The following is a 16,770-nucleotide window of genomic DNA, read 5'->3' on the forward strand; positions in this document are numbered from 1 at the left end:
TATCTGAACTTATTGAATGATGTTGTTGGTCTGATCGGCGACTTCGGCTTTCATGGCATCTGTAACTTCAATGCCCTGCGCCTCTGCAGCCTTCAGGTTAAGTATAAGGTCCAGCTTCTCCTGCATGGTTACTTTCATGTCGCCTGGGCTTGTGCCGTTCTTCAGCACCTCCACAGCCATTTCACCGACCTGATAGCCGTGGTCATAATATTTGAAACCGACAGTGGCAAAAGCGCCCTTCTCTACCGTATCACGGTCAGCGGAGAAGAAAGGAAGCTTCTTCTCATTCGCGGTTTGAATGATCGTATCTACAGCACTTACCACCGAATTATCCAGCGTAATGTAGAATGCGTCTACACGTCCGACAAGCGATTCAGCGGCCTGCTTCACTTCAGAAGTATTCGTGACTGCAGCCTTCACCAGCTCAATGCCGTGTTTGTCGAGCTCTTCCTTGGCGATTCCTGCCATAACTACAGCATTCGGCTCGCCCTCATTAATGACAAGACCCAGTTTCTTCACCTTCGGGAACTGTGCCGCAATGAATTGCATCAGCCGGGTGATTGCCTCCGGATTGGTATCGGAAGCACCGGAGACATTGCCGCCCGGGTGTTCCAGATCGGTTACAAGTCTGGCATCCAGCGGATCTGTAACAGCGGCGAACAATACCGGTGTATCCTTATCTACCTTCTGCACAATTGATTGAGCCGAAGGAGTGGCAATCGCGAGCACGAGATCGTTTTTGTCGCCGGCAATCTTCTGTGCGATGGACAGGTTATTGGCTTGATCGGCCTGTGCGTTCTGGAGATCCACCTTCAGGTTCTCGCCTTCAATAAGGCCGGCATCCTTAAGCGCGGCCATGAAGCCTTCGCGCGTCGCATCCAGCGACGGATGTTCTACGTATTGGGAGATGGCAATGCTGTAGGATTCTTTGCTGCCTGCATCTGCAGGAGCAGCCGTAGCATTTGCCGGTTTGTTAGCAGCTTTTTCCGTATTCACCGCAGCATTGTTGTTCGATCCGCAACCCGAAGCTACAAGCATCAGACACAAGCTCAATCCTACCCAAATATTCTTTTTTTTCATCATATAACCCCTTTTCTTTTACGGTATCAGCGCGTGCATCAAAGTGAGCGACTCAGCACTATCGCTTTCATCTTTAAAAGCGTTAAAGCGAAAGCTTACACTAACCTCACATAAAATACAGCCAATCTATTAAACATAATATTATATGGCGGTCGTTTATCCGTCAATGACTTATCGGCTCTCCAATTTATTCTTGCAAGATCAGGAAGCTAATCCAAGATGTTCACTCCTTCTGACCCTACAAGAAAAGCTTCGATTGATGTCATTTCGGGGATGTCGCCGAATCCTTCCTTAAAGGATGCTTTTCTTGCAAGATCAGGAAGCTAATCCAAGATGTTCACTCCACCTGATCTTATAAAAAAAATCTCCTTGCGCAAACTGAACTTACAGTCTGAACATGGAGTGTGTCCGATGACATTTACTTATCCAACTAAAACATTCACGAAAACTGCTGTGATCCTTGCCATTGTTATGTCCACCAGCGCTTGCGGGTATTACAAAAACGAGGCAAAGCCAAAAGTCAATTCGGTGACACCTGCCGGCACTTTTGCGGGCAGCTATTATGAGAAGTCCCATGTCACCGACAAGCAGGGAAAGTTCTGGATTCCGCTGAAACCCGCCGCTGCCTCAATCGGCTACCGGATGAAGGATGACACCGCAAGCGGAGGTTATGCCAAGCTCGGCTATACGGATGTGATGTACATGCTGCGCACGAACTCCACTCAGGTCTTTTCACTGGGGGAAAAAATCACCCTGCCTGACGCGCCGGTGCGCCGTGATGGTCAAATCTATATCACCCCGACAGCTTTGTCCAAGCTGCTCCAAACCGAGGTGGGCTGGAACCCCACCAGCGGTGAGATCAATATTGCTTTACCGTCAGACAAGGAAGCCCTTAGCAATACTGAAAAGAACGGTAACACCAATATAGCCAAACCGCTGCGCATCCAGAGCGCTTCGAGCGTAGATACCGGTCAACTAGTCGCCTTTGCCAAAAGATTTCTGGGTGTACCTTACGATTTTGGCGCCGGTCCTTATGAGGATACCGGACGTTTCGACTGCTCCTCCTTCACAAGACATGTATTTAAAAGGTTTGGCGTGGATCTGCCCCGGCTGGCTAAAGACCAGGACAACATCGGCAGACGGGTAAGCCGCAGTGATCTGCAGGCCGGAGATCTGATTTTTTTCACCGTGCCAGGACGTTTTGACAGTGACGCCATACCGGGGCATGTAGGTATTTATATCGGCGACGGAAAGTTCATCCATACCTGGGGTGATCCCGGTGTACAGATTAGCGAACTGGACAGCGGATATTGGAGCAACGTGATACTGCATATGCAGCGCGTGCTGTAACCACATAGCAGCGTAGGCTGCTGAAGTAAAGAAGAGCCTGGTCTCCTGCTAAAGAAGACCAAGCTCTTTTTTACATTTTAAATCAACTGATGTGATCCGGTTTCACTAGTCCCAACCTTTGCCTTTGCCGCTCAGCCGGACAAACAGCTTCACCAGTTCAACTAAAACAACGATGGACACGGCTGCCCCGCAGACAATCCACCACTGCAAACCGTTCAGATGCTGTACACCAAACCAATCGTTCAGACCCGGAATAATGATGACCAGCACCAGCAGCAGTCCGGAAATCACCGATGCGCCCAGCATATATTTGTTGCTGAACAAGCCGATCTGGAACAGAGATTTCGTATTGGATCTGACGTTAAAGGCATGTGTAATTTGAAGCAGACCAAGGGTGGCAAAAGCCATCGTAACCGCGACACCCTCATCATAATGGGTATGCGCCCAGTAATAGACGAGCAGCGTCAGTGCCGCTTCGATGATCCCCTGATAGACAATTCCAGCCCCCACACCACCGGAAAAAATACTGCTGCTGGACTTGCGGGGTTTCTTCGTCATTACATCTTCCCCGGCTTTTTCCAGCCCCAGTGCCAGCGCAGGCAGCGTATCCGTCACCAGGTTGATCCAGAGGATGTGAATAGGCTCAAGAATCCGCCAGCCGACCATTGTGGCGATGAACAAGGTCAGCACTTCCCCAAGGTTAGCGGAGAGCAGGAACTGGATGGCTTTGCGGATATTGCTGTATACCTTCCGTCCTTCTTCCACCGCAACTACAATGGTCGTGAAGTTATCGTCGGCCAGCACCATGTCGGATACGCCTTTCGCGACATCCGTTCCCGTAATCCCCATGCCCACACCTATATCCGCCGATTTTAAAGCCGGTGCATCGTTCACCCCGTCTCCAGTCATGGCGACGATCTTGCCCTTTTTTCTCCACGCTTTGACGATCCTTACCTTGTGCTCCGGAGAAACACGGGCATATACGGAATAATCCTCGACCCTATTTGCAAAATCCGCCTCGCTGATCTTATCCAGTTCGCGTCCGGTCAGTACACTCTTGTCGTCATCGATGATACCCAGCCGTTTAGCGATAGCCGCAGCGGTGTCCCTGTGGTCGCCGGTAATCATAACCGGACGGATACCCGCCTTGCGGCAGACCGCTACAGCGTCGCGCACTTCATCGCGTGGGGGATCAATCATCCCGACGAGGCCGATGAATACCAGATCCTTCTCTGTTGTGTCCGGTGAAGGTTTGTCTGGCAGCTCTGTATAATCACGGTAGGCAAAAGCCAGCACCCGCAGCGCTTCATCGGCAAGCGCCTTATTGCTTGCAGTGATCTTGCGGGAATGCTCCTCTGTGAGCGGAATGAGCTCCCCGGCCTCATAAATGTGGCTGCACTTGGAAAGCAGCACATCGGGAGCACCTTTCGTAAGCCCGCGGAACTTCCCTGCCTCCAACTGATGAATCGTTGTCATCAGCTTGCGGTCCGAGTCAAAGGGCAGCTCGCTTTTCCGGGGATACTGCTTCTCCAGCTCCCGCTTGTCAGTGCCGATGCTCAGCGCATAGTCCACAAGGGCTGTCTCCGTGGGATCCCCGATAATCGCTTTTCCGCTTTTGGTCCCGCTGGCTTTATCCCCCTTTGTGTTCTCTGAACCTTGCTTGCCGGTAGTGCTGCCTTCGTCAATGCTGGAATCATTGCACAGCGTCATCGCCTGCAGCAGCAGCTCACCGCCCGGAGTTTCCTTGAGCTGTTCGGTCGCCTCAATAGCTGCTCCATTGGCGTACAGCTTCTCGACAGTCATTTTGTTGAGTGTCAATGTTCCTGTTTTGTCGGAGCAGATAATTTCTGTACTGCCGAGCGTCTCCACCGCAGGCAGCTTGCGGATAATCGCTTTGCGTCCGGCCATGCGCTGAACGCCAAGCGCCAGAATGATCGTTACGATCGCCGGCAGTCCTTCAGGAATCGCCGCAACCGCCAGCGAGATCGAGGTAAGCAGCATATCCAGCATTTCTCTACCCTGGAGCAATCCTACGGCAAAAATGACTACACACACGCCCAGAATAATATAGGTGAAGTATTTCCCCAGTTCATCCAGCTTCTTCTGCAGCGGAGTGACATCCGTTTCTTCCTCTGCGATAAAGCCGGCAATTCTTCCGACCTCAGTCTTCATCCCTGTGGCTGTAACAACGCCAACAGCTCTTCCGTACGTGACGCTACTGCTCATATATGCCATATTTGTCCGGTCGCCGATTACGAGATCTGTCCCCTCCAGTTTGCCGGCATGCTTATCCGAAGGCAGCGACTCACCGGTTAACGCAGCTTCCTCCGTCTGAAGTGATGCTGTTTCCAGCAGCCTGACATCGGCAGGTACGACATTGCCTGCTTCCAGCAGTACAATATCACCGGGCACAAGCTCCTCACTCTTGATCTCCGTCACCTGACCGCTGCGGCGGACCCGGGCATGCGGCGAAGACATGCTTTTCAGCGCTTCCAGGGCCTGTTCTGCCTTATTTTCCTGGATGACTCCAAGCACCGCATTCAATATAACAACCAGCAGGATAATGATTGTATCCGTCCATTCCCCGAGAATACCCGACAACACCGCAGCCGCCAGCAGAATAAAGATCATCACATTTTTGAACTGCTCAATAAATTTGGCCAGCAGCGACTTTGGCTTTGCCTCCTGCAGCATATTTTTCCCGTACCGCTCCAGCAGCTGCGCCGCCTGTTCTGAAGTTAATCCCTCTTCTCTTGTCTCCAGCCGCTTCAGGACTTCCTCTTTCTCCAGCAGATGAAACGGCTGTTGATCTTGTTGATTTGCAGAGTTTGAATTCAAGCTGTCAGCTCCTCCCATGTTATAAAGTGGTGTATAGCAAATCACTTATATGGAGTTTTACCCAAAATTAACCGCAGAATTCTGAAAATTTAAGGACATTTTTCAAAGCTTGCTCAGAAACATCTGCAAACAACGACGATCAGCCTTCAGTATTTTGAAAACCGGGATGCTCAAAGCCCTTAAACCTGGTTCCCTGATATACAAGCTCCCCCCGGTCTCCTTTAACAATCAATCCAAATGCCTTATTCGGTACCTGCAGTTCGACGCGGCGTCCATCTTGAAACTCAAATGTTACATAGTAGCTCGTGTGGGCCCCGGAGTCGCCTGATCCGCCCCAGACCTGTGTCCGTTTGGTCACGGCCGCAGCGTACGCGGAGACCAAGGGACTGGCATTATTGCTACTCCAGATGCCGATGGCTTTGATGATAAAAAAGATAAAAAAACCAATCACCAGCAAAAAAATCAGCTTAAAAAAGAAAGGCATTCCATAAATAAAACTCCAAAAAAAACTGCCCTGTGGAAATTGCCCAAAACCGCTAATAAAGCTCTGTCCGTTCAAATCCATCTCTCCTCTTTCAAAAAAAATATTAAAAGTACGATTTACTTTAAAATACGCTTTATTTCTCCATCAGTTTCAGTTTTTCAGCCTTGTAAAATGAAAAAAGAGCTGAATTGAATTTGGCCCGGCACAAGAACGTATGTTATGCTTTATATACAAGATACAGTAAGGAGGTGATCTCATGAGGGCATATCTAGCGTATTTTCCCTACTCAAAACTGCTTCGGGTCGCATTTATTCCGATTCTTCTGTTTACCCTGATAGCAGGAGCCATCGGTGCTTTCAGCACTGTGGAGTATGAAGGAGAGACCCACAAATTTGAACGCTACGAGCATAAAATGGCGACGCCGGTTCGTGCACATTCAACACCTATTAAATTTGTACCCGCTGTCCGCTTACCGCATCATGGGATCACACCGGTAGTTCTGCCGGAACCTCCCGTACCTGTACTTGTTGTTTCGCTATCCCCAATTATTTACATTACGCTGAAGCGGCGGCTGCTGCAACCGCTTAGATATACTTCAAATTTGGTGCATCGCCCCATTTAACGACAGAAAAAGAAATGCATATTTGCTCTCACAGAAGAACAATCTTAAGACATATCAATTGGAGGCTGGACTTTCATGAACTATAGAGAATCAGATCTGCCGGGAATCGGCAAAAAATTTCTGCTGCAAACGCGCAGCGGCGACAAGCTAGTGGTCATTGTGCATGACGACGGCAGACGCGAGCTGTACCATTTTGATTATGATGATCCGGATCAGAGTGTATCCATGGTTACACTGGACGATGATGAAGCAAGGCATATCTCTGCCATTGTCGGCGGAGTCACCTACAAGCCCAAGGCCCTGGAGTCCATTGAGGTGGCACTGGATGATTTGATCATCGAATGGTACCGCCTCGAGTCAGGCTTCAAATGTATCGGGCATACGATCGGCGAACTGGATGTACGTGCACGTGCAGGCGTCACTATTATTGCGATTATTGAAAAAAACCACCATAAATATCTGAGTCCTGGACCGGAAGTTTTGCTGAAAGCGGACTGCACCGTTGTCGCTGCCGGGGAGAGACATCAGCATAAGCAGTTCAAACACATTCTACGAAATGGATGTGGTTAATAGATGAGCCATTATATTATTTTTGAAGTAGGTCTGGCCATTGTCCTGATTGCGCTTGCCGGAATCATCTCCACCAAACTCCGCTTTTCTGTAATTCCTTTCTATATTCTAATCGGGATGGCCGTTGGGCCCCACGCCTTCAAAATTTGGCATCTCGATTTCCGCTTTATCGAAAGTGCTTCCCTGATCGAATTTATGGGCCGCATTGGCGTACTCTTCCTGCTGTTCTATCTGGGGCTGGAATTCTCCGTGGGCCGGCTTGTCAAAGCAGGGCGTTCGATCGTAACCGGCGGTACGATATATATCCTGATCAATTTTACACTGGGGCTGGTCCTCGGCTGGGCACTCGGTTTCCCTCTGGAGGAGATTCTGATTATTGCCGGAATCACCACGATCTCTTCCAGTGCGATTGTAGCCAAGGTATTGGTTGATTTGAAGCGAACCGCAAATCCCGAGACTGAAATGATTCTCGGCATCATCATGTTTGAGGATGTATTTCTCGCAGTCTACATCTCCATTCTCTCGGGCCTTGTCCTCAGCGGCTCTTCGTCGCTTGGCGGCGTACTGCTGTCCGCGCTGCTCGCGCTTGGATATATGCTGGCCCTCCTCGTTATCGGACGCAAGCTAGTTCCCTGGCTCAACCGTGTTCTGAACATCCGTTCCAGTGAATTATTCGCGCTTGTCATCTTTGGTGCCCTCTTTCTCATTGCCGGCTTCTCTGAAACGATCCATGTCGCCGAAGCGATCGGAGCATTGCTTGTCGGGTTGGTGCTCGCCGAAACCGAGCATGTGAAACGGATTGAGAAACTGGTCATCCCGTTCCGCGACTTCTTTGGAGCCATCTTCTTTTTCAGCTTCGGTTTGACCATTGACCCGCTCTCCCTCGGAGGAGAAGCGTTCTGGTATTCATTAGCAGCGGTAATCATAACACTGTTCGGAAATTTCTTGGCAGGAATGCTGGCGGGACGCAGTGCAGGTCTCAGTCCGCGGGCTTCGTCCAACATTGGCCTAACTATCGTCTCCCGTGGGGAGTTCTCCATTATTATGGCCAATCTTGGCAAAGCGGGCGGACTGATGGCGATCCTTCAGCCATTCGCTGCCATGTATGTATTGATGCTGGCTATCCTTGGACCGCTGCTGACAAAGGAGTCCAAGACGATTTACAAGCTACTGGATAAGGTATTCAAATTCGAAAAGCGGCATCTCGCACGCAAAGCGAAACAAGCTGCCCCTGTACTCGACAAAGAGTAAAATGAGTTCCCTGTTGAAGGGAGGGACGTGTATGAAGAAACGTTTACGCGGGGAATACACCCCGCCGCAGCACAAGGGAACCCGCATTCTCTCCGTTATTGGCGGAGGACTGCTTGCCGCTGTCGGGCTGGAGCTGTTTCTGATTCCGCATAAGCTGGTCCCTGGCGGAATTGCCGGACTGTCTGCTCTGCTCGCCCATCTTACCGAAATGCGGCTTGGCCTGTTTCTGTTTCTTTTCAATCTGCCGTTTATTCTTTTGTCGCGCAGGCAGATTGACTTTCGGTTTGCACTTTATACGATGCTCGGGTTGATCTGCTTGACCATAGGCTCATTGGCCTTGCATCACTTTCCAGCCGTTGTCAGTGAGCCGCTTGCTGCAGCAATAGCTGGTGGTCTCTGCCTTGGCTTTGGAATCGGTATTTCAATCCGCTTCGGCGGCATCAGCAACAAAACCAGTGAACAGGGTTATGTCTTGCTAAGCGGCAGCTTGCCGAAATCGGCGGAAACCGTCATAATGCTGCTCAACTGTGTCATCCTGCTATTCGGAGGAGTGCTGTTTGGCTGGGATCAGGCGATGTACAGCATTATCGCCTATCTGCTGGCCTTTGAAGGCATCCGGATCTCGCTTCGGGACCTATCGCGCTCCAGGGCTATCTGGATTACCAGCAGCCACTGTGATGAAATCTCCAAAGCGCTCCACCAATCGCTCGAGCGGGAGACCAAACTTGTTCAGGCTTCCGGGCCGGCGGGACAGAAAGGCACACTCTTCTGTCTTGCCAGCAAGATGGAGGAAGCCACTTTGACTTCAATTGTGAAGGATTGCGACGAGGACAGCCTCATTGTCGTGCGCGCAGCGCAGGGCCGGGGCATCGCCGATTTTTTCCGCAAAAAAATCAGCTGAAAGATGACTCTGCCGGACTTTCCGGATCTGTGAATGGCTATAACCTATGAAAAAGGCGTTCCCGCTGCTGCAGCGCGGGAACGCCTTTTTCTATCTGCCAGATCCGGGTCTAGCAGCCGCCCGTTTCTTCAACGGAACATGCCCCATAACCGGATCAGGTGAAACGTATTGCTCGGATCAATCTTCTGTGCGATCACAAATTTCACGATTTGCTCTTCCTGGGCTGACGTCAGCTTCTCACCCATCACTGCCGCAGCATTGCGTACCAGCCTGCGCACAACTCCTGTGTCCTGCAGCTCTTGCTTGGAAATACCGTTAATCATATTTTTGATGCGTTCCTTGACTGCCGGATTCTTCATCTTCAGCTTGATGCGTTCCACCAGCTGCGGGCTGATTCCGTATTGCTGATAACCCAAGCGCAGCACCTCCCGTCATATCCAATCATTCACAGTATATGAGGGCCGGTTGCCGCATGTGCCTATTTAATCGATAATATCCCCCTGGAATATTTGTTCGTTCTGCAGATAGCTCCGCAGCGGTGCATAATCTGGGGATGTCCAGAAGGAAGAATCCTTCAGCAGCTCGGCAGCATCGTCACGTGCCTGCTCCAGTATCTCAAAATCGGCAGTCATATCCGCCAGCCGGAATTCCGGCAGACCGCTTTGCTTCGTACCAAAGAAATCCCCCGGACCTCTTAGCTCCAGGTCACGGCGGGAGACCTCGAATCCGTCGTCTGTATCGGTCATGGCGGTCATCCGCTCCCGGCCGATCTCCGACTTGGGATCAGCCACAAGCACACAGTAGGACGCATGCTGACCTCTACCGACCCGCCCGCGCAGCTGATGCAGCTGTGACAAACCGAAGCGGTCCGCATCCATGATGATCATCAGCGTGGCATTGGGAACATCGACGCCAACCTCCACGACCGTAGTGGAGACAAGCAGCTGAAGCTCATTGCTGTAGAAGGCGCGCATCACTTCATCTTTCTCACCCGGCGTCATCCGTCCATGCAGCAGCCCAACTTTATAGTTCGGAAAGGCCTGGGACATCTGGACATGCAGGTCTATCGCGTTCTGCACATCCAGCTTCTCCGACTCTTCGATCAGGGGGCAGATGAGATAGGCCTGACGGCCTTGATCAATCTCACGGCTGACCAGGTTCAGCACACGCTCCATCAGATCATGCTTCACCCAATAAGTCGTGATTGGAACCCGTCCTTTAGGCCGCTCCGACAAAGTCGAGACGTCCATATCCCCGAAAACCGTAATCGCCAGTGTCCGCGGGATCGGGGTCGCCGTCATCGTCAGCACATCCGGGTTATACCCTTTGCGCCGGAGGACACTGCGCTGGTTCACTCCGAAGCGGTGCTGTTCATCGGTAACCACAAGCCCCAGCCCGCGGAAGAATACATCATCCTGTATCAAAGCATGGGTGCCGACCACGACGTCCAGCACGCCCATTTGCAGTGAGGCAAGCAGATCCTTACGTTTGCGCCCTGAGACACTGCCCGTCAACAGACCTACCGTGATGCCAAACGGCTCAAACATTTTGGTCAGCGAGCGCATATGCTGCTCGGCCAGAATCTCCGTCGGCACCATCAGTGCGCCCTGAAACCCCGACCTCACGGTGGCAAAGAGCGCAATGGCCGCAAGCACCGTTTTGCCTGAGCCAACATCCCCCTGAAGCAGCCGGTTCATGCAGTAACCGGACCGCATATCCTGCAGAATCTCCAGCTCTACATGCTTCTGCGCATCCGTCAATTCAAACGGCAGACTGCGCACAAAGGAGCGGACGGTAGAGTTATCAACTGTATGCACTACACCGTCCATTCTGCCGTGGTTCAGCACCCGGAAGGCCTGCACCTTAAGCTGGAACAGAAACAGCTCTTCATACACCATTCTGCGCCGTCCCTGCTGGCCTTCGCGTGTATCCTCCGGCTGGTGGATCGTTGCTATGGCCCGCTTGCGGGGCATAAAATCATATTTTCGCATAATGACGTGCGGCAATATTTCCGGAATCATCTCTCCGAACTGCTGCATGCCCTGGTTAATAACCTTGCGGATCCAGGATTGGGTGATCTTGCCGCCCACAGAGTATACCGGCTGCAGGGTGCCTGTCTTGCCCTCTCCGCGGTCCGGGAACTCATAATCTGTCACCGTAATCTGGCTGCGCTTCTGGTCCCATTTGCCGGTTAACACGATCTCCCGGCCTACAGTCAACTGCTCGCGCACATAATGCTGATTGAACCAAGTAGCGGTGAACATCCAGGGTTCAGCCACCATCTTGCAGCTTAAGCGCGACTTGCCGCCAAACCGCTGAAGTACGGGGATGCCAATCACCTTAGCCACCAGGGTAGCCTTGTCACCATGCTTCACTTCACTCAGCGAGCGGGGGCGGAAATCCTCATAACGGAATGGATAATACTCCAGCAGATCCTTTACTGTAAAAACGCCAAAGGCGTGGAGCTCGGATTGCTTTTGAGCGCTCACGCCAGTTATTTGCTTCACTTCAATTTTTTCCAAAGACAGGTTCATGTTCATCCCCTATTTACGCGGGCCAAATGAATACGGCTAAGGTACCGTTGCCGACATGGCTGCCTACGACAGGGCCGATGTTGGTCAGCACTTTCTCATTCATGGTGAAGTGCACGGCTAATTCCTGCAGAAATTCTTCGCCGTAAGCCGGTTCAGCCGTATGACCCACAGCCACATTGATTTTGTCCACACCCGGCAGATCGTTTTTGAACAGCTCGATCATGCGGGCTATTGCCTTCTTCCGGCCTCTGACCTTCTCTACCGCATAAATAATACCTTCCGCATCAATGGAGAGAATCGGCTTGATATTCAGCAGCGTGCCCAATATGGCAGATGCTTTGCCGATTCTGCCGCCCTTTTGCAGATATTCCAGTGTATCTACCAGGAAATATAGTTTGCGCGATTGGCGCAGCTTCTCCACAGCTGTCAGAATTTCCTCCGGGCTTATACCTTCTTTAGCCATTCTGGCCGCTTCCACTACCATAAAGCCGAAACCGTAGGATGCGGACAGGGAATCTACCACAGTGATGGCGTCCCCTTCCTCATCCAGCATCGATTTAGCAAGGACTGCAGACTGATAAGTTCCGCTAAGTCCGGATGATATATGAAAAGATAGAATCGTACTGCCTTGATGACGCTCCAGAATGCTGCGATACACATTCATATATTCCACTGGAGACGGCTGAGATGTGGTCGGCAGCTTGGCTGAGTGGGGAAGACGCTCATAGAACTGCTCTGGTGTCATATCCAGATTGTCCCTGTACGCTTCCTCGCCGAACATTAATGTCAGCGGCACGACCTCAATGCCGTATGCTTCCGCCAGAGCCGGCGGAATATCTGAGGTGCTGTCTGTGACAATAACGGTACGATTCATGGGTTTCCTCCCCAAACTATGATTAAGCAGTCCGCACGAGGCGGAGTATGCTTTGATGCTGACAGAAGGAATTCAGTCTCCGCCTATGGCTCTACCGAGAAAAGATAATAGTACAGCGGCTGCCCGCCCTCATGAACCTCAACTTCAACCTGAGGATAAGCCTCTTCCAGCCAGCTGCTGAGTGATGCGGTTACTTCCGCTTCTGCTTCAGCACCGGTCAGAACTGTAACGATCTCGTCGCCGTTCTCCAGCATGCTCGTGAGCAGTTGCTTGCTTGCAGCGAGCAATTCATCGGAAGCAGCAACGATCTTCGAATTGGAAATACCGATATACTGTCCGGATTTGATCTCCAGCTCTTCAATCACGGTATCACGTACGGCGTTCGTAACCTGGCCGGATTTCACATGTGCGATGGCTTCCAGCATGTTGCTTGTATTGGCTTCCACCGCATCATCTTCCTGGAAGGCAAATGCAGCGGCAATTCCCTGCGGGATGCTCTTGCTCGGAATAACCGTGATATCCCGTTCGTCTTCAAGCAGCTCTTTAGCCTGCTGTGCGGCAAGCACGATGTTGGAGTTGTTAGGCAGAATATATACATGCTTCGCAGAGATGGATGAGATCGCATTTACGAAATCCTCCGTACTGGGATTCATGGTCTGTCCGCCTGCTAGAACCGCATCGACCCCGAGGCTTTTAAAAATATCGGTAATCCCGCTGCCGGAGGATACGGCGATGAAGCCATACGGTGCCATATCGTCCGCCGGAGGAACCGCCGGGGCAGGCACTGTGCTCTTCTCGCTAGGGATATCTGCAAACAGATCCGGCATTGGAGCGATATCCATACCGGTTGTCAGCAGATCGCGATGCTGCTCACGCATATTCAGAATATGGATCTGGGTGATCTCGCCGTAGAGCAATGCCAGGCTCATCACTTCACCAGGAGTCTTGGAATGCACATGCACTTTGATCGTGTCGTCATCGGAAATGACGATGATTGAATCCCCATTAACTGACAACGCTTTCCGAAAAGCTTCCTCGTCAAAATCCGCTTTCACGGCTGCGCCAAGCTGGCGGTTGATGAAAAATTCCATATCATATAAAAATTCGATATCTTCCGTGGACAGCTGGGATTGCGCAGAAGACTGCACGGAGGACAATATATTCTCAGGTTTGGTGAGCACAGGTGCCGTTACAACGGCAGGTGCCGGAGCTTGTCCTTGTACAGACGCCGGAGATGCGGAAACTCCGCTTGTCAGATACTGATGAAATCCTTCATAAATGTAGACCAGACCTTGGCCTCCAGAGTCAACCACGCCAACCTGCTTCAGGACAGGCAGAAGTTCCGGAGTATTGGCTAATGCCTCTTTGGCTTTTGCCAGAACCTCCGTCATAAGCTCCGTAATGTCTGTCGTGCGGCGAGCGTAATACACCGCATGTCTGGCAGCTTCTTTGGCGACCGTGAGTATAGTGCCTTCTACAGGCTTGACCACCGCTTTGTAGGCCGTATCCACTCCGGTCTGCAGCGCTGCCGCGAACTGTTGCGTGTTCAATTCATCATATTGGGCTGCGGAACGTCCAAGACCTCTGAACAGCTGTGACAAAATAACGCCAGAGTTTCCCCGTGCACCCATCAGGAGACCTTTGGAGAGTACTCCTGCACATTGTCCGACAGAGGCGGTATTATTCTTTTTCAATTCGTTCGCGCCTGCAGTCATCGTCAAGTTCATATTAGTTCCCGTATCTCCATCCGGAACCGGAAATACATTTAAGGAATTGACGTGCTCTGCATGCTGCTGCAGCTTTTCCGCTCCGGCGAGTACCATTGCGGTAAAATCTGCTCCGTTTATAGAACGCTTACTCAATGAGAATTCCCCTTCCTAACTTCATGCCTAATCAATTCTATGATTAACTGGACATAATACACTAATTTATATTGTACTATAAGAGCCAAAAGAAATAAATGTTTTTGAATCGGTTGACGTAGCAAATTTTGCTGTGATATTATATTTAAGTATTGTTTTATGCAGGTGTTAGTAACAAGGAGGTGTAATCTATGTCCCGCAAATGTACTGTAACAGGCAAGAAACCGGGCAGCGGCAACCACGTGTCTCACGCAAACAACCGCAACCGTCGTTCTTGGGGAGTTAACGTTCAGAAGGTCCGTATCCTAGTGAACGGCAAACCGAAACGCGTGTACGTCAGCACCCGTGCTTTGAAAGCCGGCAAAGTTGAACGCGTTTAGTCTTGGATTATCCTAGACCTAGCGATATCTCATATGAAGCAAAAAGCACCCTTTACATACGTAAGGTGCTTTTTTTCATGTTTTCAGTTCTGATCCTTCCTCAGCTTTTCTGAAAAGTATTCAAAATCGCTTTAACAAAACCTCCCAAGAATCTTGGCAGCTTAAACGTGTAAAATTTCATCATTAACCCTCCCATCAATTCATGCCGTACGCTAGGAGACTTTCCTGTCTTTTCTGTTTGCGCAAACGAGCTGCAGAGCTCCCTTATGGAACAAAAAAAGGCTACATGAGATTTCTGCTCATGTAACCATATTTATGCACCCACAACTTGGCCTATACCTCAAGACTAATTAGGCGGCCGCCCGATTAACGGATCGCTGTCTCTGCTGCTTCACGGATTGCTTTGATGGCGGCAGCGCGATCGCTGCGTCCAAACACCGCATTGCCTGCGACAAGGGTGTCTGCGCCCGCTTCAGCCACCAGGGGTGCCGTTGCTTCGGCAATTCCGCCGTCGACCTCGATGCGCAGCCCTTTGTGATTGGCTTCGTTCGCCCACTCCCGGATTTGCCGGATCTTGCGCAGCGTCTGGGGAATGAAGGCTTGGCCGCCAAAGCCTGGATTCACGGTCATCACAAGCACCATTTCCACATCCTCAAGCACCTCGCGCACGGCTGAAGCCGGAGTCCCCGGATTGATCGCCACGCCGGCCATCAGGCCCAGCTCCTTGATCTGATGGATAACCCGGTGGAGATGCACGCAAGCCTCTGCGTGTACCGTAATTACTGCTGCTCCGGCTGCAGCAAAATCGGCAATGTAACGTTCCGGATTCTCAATCATCAGGTGTACATCAAGCGGTAAAGAAGTGTGGGACTTCACTGCTTTGACAATGGGCGGACCCAGCGTAATATTCGGCACAAAATGGCCGTCCATCACATCTACGTGAATCCAGTCTGCACCACTGGCCTCCGCTTCCGCTACTTCAGTACCAAGTGCGGCGAAGTCCGCCGATAACAAAGATGGGGCAATTATAATCATCAGTTAGTACCTCCGCTTCTTGTCTTTCATTTCATTGTAGAACAGCTTGTAATGCTCATAGCGGCTGTCTGCAATTTCTCCATCCTGCCATGCCTCGATGACACGGCAGGATGGCTCATGCAGATGACTGCAGCCGCGGAACTTGCAATTCTCCGCATAAGGAGCAAACTCCCGGAAGCAGACCGACAGCTCCTCCACGCCGAGTTCCAAAAAGTCCAACTGGCTGAACCCGGGTGTATCGGCCACAAAGCCGCCATTACCGATATCCATCAGCTCCACATGGCGGGTAGTATGGCGTCCCCGGCCGAGCCGCAGGCTGATTTCACCCGTCTCCAGTTCAAGACCGGGCACCAGCCGGTTCAGCAGCGTTGACTTGCCTACACCGGATTGTCCAGAGAAGACACTGATGACTCCGGCAAGCCGGTTGCGCAGCTCATCGCTGCCAGAGCCGGTTAAAGAGCTAGTAACCATCACTTCGTAGCCGATACGCTCATAGAGCTCTTTAACCATTTGCGTTGCTTTCCCATCGTCATCCGCTAAATCCTGTTTGGTCAGCACAATCAGGGTGTTCAGACCGGAATGTTCGATGTGGACCAGAAACTTGTCCAGGAGATTCAAATTCATATCCGGCTCCCGCACCGAGAACAGCAGTACAGCCAGCTTCACGTTGGCAACCTGCGGGCGGATGAGTTCCGATTCACGTGGAAGCAACTCGTCAACCATCCCTTCCCCGTTTTCGGTCAGAACATAGATTATACGGTCACCGACGAGCGGAGCAACCCCTTTTTTCTTAAGAATCCCCCGCCCCCGGCATTGAACTGCCTCTTCCTCTGTCGCTATTACTCCGTCCCGGAGCGGCTTAACGTAATAATATCCGCTTAACGCTTTGATAATTATTCCTTCAGGCATACATAGTGAGCCTTCCTCTCCTGATTTTGCGCAAATGACCCAAGCTTGAAGCTCCCCGGGTCATTTCGCTGCCGCAGCTT

The 16,770-nt window shown here is 51.3% G+C and carries 16 protein-coding genes; 6 read left to right on the plus strand and 10 right to left on the minus strand.

Annotated features, from left to right (window positions below):
• Window positions 1-9 precede the first annotated feature (9 nt).
• Window positions 10-1,080, minus strand: a complete 1,071-nt coding sequence (locus ACQ76X_RS12285) for an ABC transporter substrate-binding protein (protein ID WP_038590619.1) — start codon at window positions 1,078-1,080, stop codon at window positions 10-12.
• A gap of 411 nt (window positions 1,081-1,491) precedes the next feature.
• Here ACQ76X_RS12285 and ACQ76X_RS12290 point away from each other — a divergent pair, with 411 nt between their 5' ends.
• Window positions 1,492-2,430: an NlpC/P60 family protein gene (locus ACQ76X_RS12290; RefSeq protein ID WP_438494114.1), complete on the plus strand. Its 939-nt coding sequence runs from the start codon at window positions 1,492-1,494 to the stop codon at window positions 2,428-2,430.
• Between the two features lie 105 nt (window positions 2,431-2,535).
• Here ACQ76X_RS12290 and ACQ76X_RS12295 read toward each other — a convergent pair whose 3' ends face one another.
• Window positions 2,536-5,268 carry a calcium-translocating P-type ATPase, SERCA-type gene (locus ACQ76X_RS12295; RefSeq protein ID WP_438494116.1) on the minus strand — a complete coding sequence of 911 codons (2,733 nt, stop codon included), beginning with the start codon at window positions 5,266-5,268 and terminating at the stop codon, window positions 2,536-2,538.
• Between the two features lie 139 nt (window positions 5,269-5,407).
• Window positions 5,408-5,827 (minus strand): DUF2500 domain-containing protein, encoded by a 420-nt coding sequence (locus tag ACQ76X_RS12300; protein WP_438494118.1) that lies wholly within the window; start codon window positions 5,825-5,827, stop codon window positions 5,408-5,410.
• 181 nt (window positions 5,828-6,008) lie between these two features.
• On the opposite strand from ACQ76X_RS12300, the gene ACQ76X_RS12305 reads away from it, so the two are divergent.
• The 4 genes from ACQ76X_RS12305 (at window position 6,009) to ACQ76X_RS12320 (ending at window position 9,096) form a co-directional block, all read left to right on the plus strand.
• The gene (locus tag ACQ76X_RS12305) at window positions 6,009-6,374 is read left to right on the plus strand and encodes a hypothetical protein (RefSeq protein ID WP_438494119.1); all 366 of its coding nucleotides are present in this window, start codon (window positions 6,009-6,011) and stop codon (window positions 6,372-6,374) included.
• 75 nt (window positions 6,375-6,449) lie between these two features.
• On the plus strand, window positions 6,450-6,944 hold the full coding sequence (locus tag ACQ76X_RS12310; protein ID WP_438494120.1) for a cation:proton antiporter regulatory subunit: 495 nt from the start codon (window positions 6,450-6,452) through the stop codon (window positions 6,942-6,944).
• 3 nt (window positions 6,945-6,947) lie between these two features.
• Complete coding sequence (locus ACQ76X_RS12315) at window positions 6,948-8,195, plus strand: cation:proton antiporter (protein WP_438494122.1); 1,248 nt, start codon at window positions 6,948-6,950, stop codon at window positions 8,193-8,195.
• A gap of 31 nt (window positions 8,196-8,226) precedes the next feature.
• A complete protein-coding gene (locus ACQ76X_RS12320) occupies window positions 8,227-9,096 on the plus strand; it encodes a YitT family protein (RefSeq protein ID WP_438494124.1) in 870 nt (289 codons plus the stop codon).
• Between the two features lie 128 nt (window positions 9,097-9,224).
• On the opposite strand, the gene ACQ76X_RS12325 is transcribed toward ACQ76X_RS12320, so the two are convergent.
• The 4 genes from ACQ76X_RS12325 to ACQ76X_RS12340 all read right to left on the minus strand — a co-directional run bounded on the left by ACQ76X_RS12325 (window position 9,225) and on the right by ACQ76X_RS12340 (window position 14,366).
• Window positions 9,225-9,512: a stage VI sporulation protein F gene (locus ACQ76X_RS12325; protein WP_438494126.1), complete on the minus strand. Its 288-nt coding sequence runs from the start codon at window positions 9,510-9,512 to the stop codon at window positions 9,225-9,227.
• A 66-nt stretch (window positions 9,513-9,578) separates the two neighbouring features.
• Complete coding sequence (recG, locus tag ACQ76X_RS12330; protein WP_342439788.1) at window positions 9,579-11,630, minus strand: ATP-dependent DNA helicase RecG; 2,052 nt, start codon at window positions 11,628-11,630, stop codon at window positions 9,579-9,581.
• Window positions 11,631-11,643: 13 nt separating this feature from the next.
• Complete coding sequence (locus ACQ76X_RS12335; RefSeq protein ID WP_438494129.1) at window positions 11,644-12,504, minus strand: DegV family protein; 861 nt, start codon at window positions 12,502-12,504, stop codon at window positions 11,644-11,646.
• Window positions 12,505-12,587: 83 nt separating this feature from the next.
• Complete coding sequence (locus ACQ76X_RS12340) at window positions 12,588-14,366, minus strand: DAK2 domain-containing protein (protein WP_438494131.1); 1,779 nt, start codon at window positions 14,364-14,366, stop codon at window positions 12,588-12,590.
• Window positions 14,367-14,557: 191 nt separating this feature from the next.
• Between ACQ76X_RS12340 and rpmB the strand changes: the two genes are divergently transcribed.
• Entirely contained in the window at window positions 14,558-14,746 is a 189-nt protein-coding gene (rpmB, locus tag ACQ76X_RS12345; RefSeq protein WP_019911441.1) for a 50S ribosomal protein L28, read from the plus strand.
• Window positions 14,747-14,846: 100 nt separating this feature from the next.
• On the opposite strand, the gene spoVM is transcribed toward rpmB, so the two are convergent.
• The 3 genes from spoVM to rsgA form a co-directional block, all read right to left on the minus strand.
• Window positions 14,847-14,927 carry a stage V sporulation protein SpoVM gene (gene spoVM, locus ACQ76X_RS12350; protein WP_020431362.1) on the minus strand — a complete coding sequence of 27 codons (81 nt, stop codon included), beginning with the start codon at window positions 14,925-14,927 and terminating at the stop codon, window positions 14,847-14,849.
• 185 nt (window positions 14,928-15,112) lie between these two features.
• The gene (rpe, locus tag ACQ76X_RS12355; protein WP_438494133.1) at window positions 15,113-15,781 is read right to left on the minus strand and encodes a ribulose-phosphate 3-epimerase; all 669 of its coding nucleotides are present in this window, start codon (window positions 15,779-15,781) and stop codon (window positions 15,113-15,115) included.
• Between the two features lie 3 nt (window positions 15,782-15,784).
• Window positions 15,785-16,690, minus strand: coding sequence for a ribosome small subunit-dependent GTPase A (gene rsgA / locus ACQ76X_RS12360; protein ID WP_341092449.1), 906 nt, complete (start codon window positions 16,688-16,690; stop codon window positions 15,785-15,787).
• Between the last annotated feature and the right edge of the window lie 80 nt (window positions 16,691-16,770).

The organism is Paenibacillus sp. IHBB 3054 (genome assembly GCF_051594305.1).
Taxonomy (GTDB): Bacteria; Bacillota; Bacilli; order Paenibacillales; family Paenibacillaceae; genus Paenibacillus_AQ.